The sequence below is a fragment of the Mesorhizobium sp. M5C.F.Ca.IN.020.32.2.1 genome, from assembly GCF_004023105.1.
Classification (GTDB): domain Bacteria; phylum Pseudomonadota; class Alphaproteobacteria; order Rhizobiales; family Rhizobiaceae; genus Mesorhizobium; species Mesorhizobium wenxiniae.
The window spans coordinates 1-6,390 of sequence record NZ_RZSX01000335.1 but is presented as its reverse complement, the minus strand read 5'-3'; the positions used below and the strand labels follow the sequence as shown (position 1 = coordinate 6,390).

7 protein-coding genes and 1 pseudogene are annotated in these 6,390 nt (G+C 62.4%); 3 read left to right on the top strand and 5 right to left on the bottom strand.

From position 1 onward, the window contains the following. Positions 1-327: GTP-binding protein (locus EOA86_RS17785; RefSeq protein ID WP_128342838.1), on the bottom strand; the 327-nt coding region annotated here is incomplete at its 3' end. Between the two features lie 200 nt (positions 328-527). On the opposite strand from EOA86_RS17785, the gene EOA86_RS17780 reads away from it, so the two are divergent. Then, positions 528-809 (top strand): hypothetical protein, encoded by a 282-nt coding sequence (locus EOA86_RS17780; RefSeq protein ID WP_065011163.1) that lies wholly within the window; start codon positions 528-530, stop codon positions 807-809. Positions 810-918: 109 nt separating this feature from the next. On the opposite strand, the gene EOA86_RS17775 is transcribed toward EOA86_RS17780, so the two are convergent. Both EOA86_RS17775 and EOA86_RS17770 read right to left on the bottom strand, forming a co-directional pair. Further along, positions 919-2,493, bottom strand: a complete 1,575-nt coding sequence (locus EOA86_RS17775; protein WP_065011322.1) for an alkaline phosphatase — start codon at positions 2,491-2,493, stop codon at positions 919-921. A 299-nt stretch (positions 2,494-2,792) separates the two neighbouring features. Then, positions 2,793-4,076, bottom strand: coding sequence for an MFS transporter (locus EOA86_RS17770; RefSeq protein ID WP_065011162.1), 1,284 nt, complete (start codon positions 4,074-4,076; stop codon positions 2,793-2,795). Positions 4,077-4,158: 82 nt separating this feature from the next. Between EOA86_RS17770 and EOA86_RS17765 the strand changes: the two genes are divergently transcribed. Together EOA86_RS17765 and EOA86_RS17760 are read left to right on the top strand one after the other, a co-directional pair. Next, positions 4,159-4,764: a TetR/AcrR family transcriptional regulator gene (locus EOA86_RS17765; RefSeq protein ID WP_065011161.1), complete on the top strand. Its 606-nt coding sequence runs from the start codon at positions 4,159-4,161 to the stop codon at positions 4,762-4,764. A 44-nt stretch (positions 4,765-4,808) separates the two neighbouring features. Continuing rightward, entirely contained in the window at positions 4,809-5,402 is a 594-nt protein-coding gene (locus EOA86_RS17760; protein ID WP_128342837.1) for a hypothetical protein, read from the top strand. Positions 5,403-5,649: 247 nt separating this feature from the next. On the opposite strand, the gene ppa is transcribed toward EOA86_RS17760, so the two are convergent. Together ppa and EOA86_RS40385 are read right to left on the bottom strand one after the other, a co-directional pair. Continuing rightward, on the bottom strand, positions 5,650-6,183 hold the full coding sequence (gene ppa / locus EOA86_RS17755; RefSeq protein WP_029349108.1) for an inorganic diphosphatase: 534 nt from the start codon (positions 6,181-6,183) through the stop codon (positions 5,650-5,652). A 114-nt stretch (positions 6,184-6,297) separates the two neighbouring features. Continuing rightward, positions 6,298-6,390, bottom strand: a pseudogene (locus EOA86_RS40385) (GNAT family N-acetyltransferase); the annotation flags it as partial.

The following is a 6,390-nucleotide window of genomic DNA, read 5'->3' as shown; positions in this document are numbered from 1 at the left end:
GAATTTGGTCTGTGGCATCGGCCCTTCGGCGGCGTCGACCAGCACGATGGCCGAATCCACCATCGACAGAATGCGCTCGACTTCGCCGCCGAAATCGGCGTGGCCGGGGGTGTCGACGATGTTGATGCGGGTGTCCTTCCAGTCGACCGAGGTCGCCTTGGCCAGGATGGTAATGCCGCGCTCCTTTTCCAAGTCGTTCGAATCCATGGCGCGTTCGGCGACGCGCTGGTTGTCGCGGAACGAGCCGGACTGTTTCAGGAGCTGGTCGACGAGGGTGGTTTTTCCATGGTCGACGTGCGCGATGATCGCGATATTACGAATTTTCATGTTGTGGTCTCGGGAGCGTTGCAGGCAGCAGGCCAAAAGGCGCTGCCTCTTTCGGTTGGGCGGCTCATACAGGGTTTTTCGCAATTGCGAAAGAGGATGCGCGCCACCAAATACATGGTCACCAAATCTTAAGCGTCTTGGTGTGAAATGGAATTATTAACCAAAGCGGAACCTTTCGCGGTCGGGACAGTTCAAATTTCATGAGCAATACGGGCACCAGATACCGGCCAATCTTCGCATGGGCGGCCCTCGCCGTCCTCTTTGCGGTAGGCGCGGCACAATCGGCCGCGACGTCGAAGGAAACGCGGCCTGCCCTGCCGTCCGACACACGAACGGCGGAGCAGTTATTTGCCGATGCTCCCGATGGCGTCGACCCGGTGGTGACCGGGCCGGTTAGCACCGCCTTCAAGCAGAGGCAGGAGGCTGCCAACTGCGACCGCGCGGTCTGGCCCAACATTCCAACCGTCTGCTATCCAGATTAGCAAGCGTAGCGACGTCGCGGCCACACTGAGATCCGCAAGGTCCGTTCCGCAGTGATCCTTCACGCGCCCTCTGCCCTGCCTGCGCTTCCGCTAATCGCGAAGTTCCCTCTCACGCCGACTGCACCGGATCGAGCGTGACCTTGTAGAGTTCGTTGTCGTCGCGATCCATCAGCCGCACCGTCATCTGTTCAGTGGCGCCATCGATGTCGACGAGGCCGAAGAACTGCAGGCCGGCCGAGGGTGGCAGGTTCTGCCCCTGCTCGGCGGTTGGCGCCTTGATGAATTTCAGCTCCGGGCCGAGGGTCATGTCGAAATCGTTGGGACCGAATGTACCGGCGTGGAGCGGACCGGAGACGAATTCCCAGAACGGATTGAAATCCTGGAACTGCGCCTTATCAGGATTGTAGTAGTGCGCCGCCGTGTAGTGCACGTCGGCGGTAAGCCAGACGGTGTTGGTGATGCCGGCATTCTTTATATAGCGAAGGAGGTCGGCAATCTCCAGCTCGCGGCCTTTAACCGGACCATTGTCGCCATTGCTGATGGCCTCGGCGCCGGCCTTCTTGGTGGCGTCGTTCCAGACGACGAGACCGAGCGGCATGTCGGCGGCGATGATTTTCCAGGTCGCGTTGGAGTTTGCCAGTTCGCGCTTCAGCCATTTCATCTGCTGTTCGCCGAGGATGCGCGATTGCGGCGTCACCGTATCCTGCATGCCAGGACCATTGGAGCCGCGATAGGAACGCATGTCGAGGAAGAACACGTCGAGCAGCGGCCCGTAGGCGATCTTGCGATAGACGCGGCCCGGTTCCGACGGCTCGTAGCGGATCGTCGTCATCTCGTGGAAGGCGCGTGCCGCGCGTGCCGCCAGCACATGGATGTTTTTTTCCGAGTAGCGGTCGTCGGCGCTCAGGTCCTTCGAATCCGACCAGTTGTTCACCACCTCGTGGTCGTCCCACTGGTAAAAGGTCGGGCAGATGGCGTTGAGCCCCAACACATTCCTGTCCATCATGTTGTATTTCCACTGACCCCGGTACTCGTCCAGCGTCTCGGCAACCTTGCGCTTTTCGTCGATCAGGACGCTGTTCTTCCACTTGCTGCCACCGGAAAGGTCGACCTCGTCCTTCATCGGGCCGTCGGCATAGATGGTGTCGCCGGAATGCAGGAAGAAGTCGGGCGTATGCTTGCCGATCGTGGCATAGGTCTTCATGCCGGTGTCGTCGATGCCCCAGCCCTGGCCGGCGGTATCGCCCGACCAGGCGAAGCGAATGTCGCGCTTCGAGGCCGGCGCCGTGCGGAAGCGGCCGACGATCGGCTCGGAGACGGCGTTGATGTCGGCGAGATCGGCCGCGATCATGCGGTAGAAGATGTCCTGGTCGGAGGCGAGATCGGTGAGCAGCCGCTTTACCGTGTAATCGCTGGCCGGCGACGTATCGAGCGGCGCAAGACGGACGGCGTTGGCGAAATTTTCCGTTGACGACACTTCGAACATCACGCGCGAAGGGCGGTCGGTGCGAGTCCACACTACGCCGCTGGTTGCGTCGACATCGCCCGACTGGATGCCATGGGTGAAGACGGGCCGCTGATTGGCGCGCGAATAATAGGGAAGCGCGAGGCCCGATACGCCGACGAGGCCGGCGGCGCTCACGGACGTGACGAAGGCGCGCCGGGTCATCGAAATCTTGTTCATGGCTGTCTCCTGGATGGCGTTGAACGTCGCCGCCAAGGTCCAGCCTCAATGTTTCAGGCACATCTCGAAACCATGAAGGTTTCGTTACAACCAACAGACCAGCGAATCTCTTCCTTGAGGGTCTCTTGGGGGGAGATGCCGCCAAAGGCGACAGAGGGGGTCGTCTCGCGTGGAGCACCGACCACCTGCGTCTGCGATAAGGCGCCGAGCCTGGTCGGACCGACCCCCCTCTGGCCGCTTCGCGGCCATCTCCCCTCAAGGGTCCCTCAAGGGGGAGATTAGCGCTCAGCCGTCACAACTCAAGCCGCCTGCGGTTCCGGCTCGAAGGCTGGACGGCTGGTGTTGATCAACAGCGAGATGCAGGCTGCGGCTATCGCCGTCATGCCGGCGATGAGGAAGGCAAGCTCGTAATTGCCCTGCAATTCACGCATGGTGCCGCCGAAGAAGGCGGCAGCCGCAGCGCCCACCTGATGGCCCGCGACGATCCAGCCGAAGACGATCGGCCCGCTGCGGTCGCCGAACGCCTCGTTCGACAGCCTGAGCGTCGGTGGCACGGTGGCGATCCAGTCCAATCCGTAGAGCACGGCGAAGATGATCAGACTGGTCGACGAGAAGCCGGAATAAGGCAGATAGATCAGCGACAGGCCGCGGATGCCATAATAGACGCCGAGCAGCTTGCGCGGGTCGAAGCGGTCGGTGAGCCAACCCGACAGCGTCGTGCCGATCAGATCGAAGATGCCCATCAGCGACAGCAGGCCGGCGGCTTGCACCTGACCGATACCCATGTCGCCGCAAAACGCGATCAGGTGCGTGCCGACCAGTCCGTTGGTGGTGAAGCCGCAGATGAAGAAGGTGGCGAACAGATACCAGAACACGCGGGTGCCGGCGGCACGGCGCAGCGTGCTGAGTGTGTGCGTGAAGAAATTGCCCTGCGAGGCCGGCGGAACCGGCGGCACGTCATCGGCCTCAGCGCCGTAACGCACCATGCCGATCGAGGCCGGACGCTCCGGCACCAGCAGCCAGACCAGCGGCACGAGGCAGGCGGTGGCGACCGCAATGGCGATGGCGACAGGCTTCCAGCCGCCCGACTGGGCGAGCGCCGCGAGCAGCGGCAGGAACACCAGCAGGCCGGTGGCGGCGGAGGCCGACATCAGTCCCATCACCAGGCCGCGATTGGTCTTGAACCAGCGATTGACGATGGTGGCGCCGAGCACCGTGGCGACCGCGCCGGAACCGACGCCGGAGAATACGCCCCAGGTGAGAAGCAGGTGCCACGGCTCGGTCATCAACAGGCTGATCGCCGTCGAACCCGACATCAACACCAGCGACGCCAGCAGCGTACGGCGCAGCCCGATCCGTTCCATCAGTGCCGCGGCAAACGGCCCGGTCAGGCCGTAGAGGAAGATGCCGATGGCCGCGGCGAGCGAAACGACATCGCGCCGCCAGCCGAAACTCTCCTCCAGCGGCAGCATCATGACGGCCGGCGCCGACCGCAGGCCTGCCGCGATCAGCAGACAGAGGAAAATGACGGCGACCACGACGAAAGCGTAGCGCTGGCCAAACGGACGGGATTGAGCTATCATGTTACTGACCGGTACGTTGCAATTGCACCGAGGTATACGTACCGATCGGTAACATTGTCAAGCAGGCCACGGCACATCCTAGATGAAAAGCATTGAACCAAGGATCAAAGCGGATGAATTGGCACAGCCCCGCGCCGGCGAAAAAATCCTTCGCGTAGCCCGCGACCTGTTCTATCGGCAAGGCATCAGGGCGATCGGCGTCGACGAGATCGTGCGGCGTGCCGGCGTCACCAAGCCCAGCCTCTATCGCAGCTTTCCCTCCAAGGACGAATTGGCCGCGTCCTATCTCCGGCAATACGACCTGGAGTTCTGGGCCCGCTTCGACGAGGCGGTGGCTGCCCATCCCGGCGATCCGCGCGCGCAGATCGCTGCCTTCCTGACACGCATCGGCAAGCGCACGCAAAAGCCAGACTATCGCGGCTGCGGCATGACCAATGCGGCCGTCGAATATCCCGAGCACGGCCACCCGGCCCGCGTGGTGAGTGAGGCCAACAAGCAGCAATTGCGACGACGCCTGCGCGCCATGGCGGCGGCAATGGGTGCCGGCGACGCCGATACGCTGGGCGACGGGCTGCTGCTTCTGATCGAAGGCGCCTATATCAGCGGCCAGCTGTTCGGTGCCGGCGGACCGGCGAAGTCTGTAGCCCGGAACGCGGACCTGCTGATCGAAGCGAGCTTGAAGAAATAGCGTTTAACGATACCGTGCGGCAGCCCGAAACGGAGTTGTCCGCGATGCGTAGCCTTTTGATGATCCCGCTTGCCCTTGCCGGCCTCTGCCAGGCTGCCCAGGCCGGCGACATTTCCAGCGCCTACACCGATCTCGACTGGAAGAAGGACTGCGTGACCTACGCGCAAGCGACAGAAGGCGAAGGCGACTGGGCCAGTCTTGCCTGTTCGGGCTATCGCGGCTACCCGGTGCTGATCGCCTACGACGATGCCCGGGAATCGCTGTTCTACGGTTTTCCCTCCAGCGACATGACCGCGGTCTGGGAAAGTTTCATCGCCTTCAATTCGGCTGCACCCAAACTCGAGTGGCGCATCGAGACGAACGGCGATCTTGCCATTCCTTTCGCGGTCATCCACCGTCGCTCGATCAGCAATCCCGAGGGGGAGAACAAACCAACCGACGTGCTGATCGTCGCCAAGGTCGCCCAGCCGGAGAACTATGAGGGCTGCACCGTCGGCCTGGTGCTGGCCACCGGCAATCCGGCCGCCAATGATGAGGCGCGAAAACTCGCCGACGAGAAGGCACGCACCTTTGCCTGCGGCAAGGACAAGCGCGTGGTTATCGGCAACGCACCCGATTTCGGCCGCGTCGATAACTGACTTCGTCATCATCCCTGGGCGGAGCGACGCGAAGCGGAGCGCAGAGCCTGGGATCCATTCCGTGACATCAACCGAAGTGCGCAGCGGACCAGAATTCTGCACTGTTGCGGCGCTTTGACGTCACGCCATTGATCCAGGGGTCTGCACTACGTCGCTACGCTCTTTGCTCCGCCCGAGGATGACGAAGCTGAGGGGCTTCAGCCAGCCTCAACCGGCGACAGCCCATTCGGTCAACTTCAGGCTTCGGCTACTTGCTTGCCTTAGCCCGCTCGATCGCCTCGATGATCATCTTCTTGGCATAGGCGGCGTCGTGCCAGCCCTCGATCTTGACCCATTTGCCGGGTTCGAGATCCTTGTAGTGCTCGAAGAAGTGCTGCACCTGCTGGCGGGTGATGTCGGGCAGGTGCGTGTATTCGGTGACGTTCTCGTAGCGCAGCGTCAGCTTGGGCGAAGGCACCGCGATGATCTTTTCGTCCAAACCGGAATTGTCCTCCATCACCAGCACGCCGATCGGCCGCACATTGATGACGCAGCCCGGCACCAGCGCGCGCGTGTTGCAGACCAGCACGTCGATCGGGTCGCCGTCACCTGACAGCGTGTGCGGCACGAAGCCGTAATTGCCGGGATAGCGCATCGAGGTGTGCAGGAAGCGGTCGACGAACAGCGTGCCGGCCTCCTTGTCCATCTCGTACTTGATCGGCTCGCCACCGATCGGCACCTCGATGATGACGTTGATGTCCTCCGGCGGGTTCTTTCCGATGGCAATGGCTTCGATACGCATGGCTTTTGTCCCTCTTTCGATAGGAGACCGATAGCGGGCAGCGGCGCATGGTGCAATGCGGCGAATGGTACTGAAAGCAGCTGAGGGGGTGTTAGCGAGAGGCGTGTCGAGCCGTCATTCCCAGACGAAGGCGACCTTCTTCAGCGCCTTCTGCTCGAAGACCTCGACGCCCTCGGCGACGTCGCGGCCGCCGGCGCCGGCATAGAA

Excerpts from the sequence above, each read along its gene's own strand:
- EOA86_RS17770 (WP_065011162.1), bottom strand. The coding sequence starts at position 4,076 with ATGATAGCTCAATCCCGTCCGTTTGGCCAGCGCTACGCTTTCGTCGTG.
- ppa (WP_029349108.1), bottom strand. The coding sequence starts at position 6,183 with ATGCGTATCGAAGCCATTGCCATCGGAAAGAACCCGCCGGAGGACATC.
- EOA86_RS17775 (WP_065011322.1), bottom strand. The coding sequence starts at position 2,493 with ATGAACAAGATTTCGATGACCCGGCGCGCCTTCGTCACGTCCGTGAGC.
- EOA86_RS17765 (WP_065011161.1), top strand. The coding sequence starts at position 4,159 with ATGAAAAGCATTGAACCAAGGATCAAAGCGGATGAATTGGCACAGCCC.
- EOA86_RS17760 (WP_128342837.1), top strand. The coding sequence starts at position 4,809 with ATGCGTAGCCTTTTGATGATCCCGCTTGCCCTTGCCGGCCTCTGCCAG.
- EOA86_RS17780 (WP_065011163.1), top strand. The coding sequence starts at position 528 with ATGAGCAATACGGGCACCAGATACCGGCCAATCTTCGCATGGGCGGCC.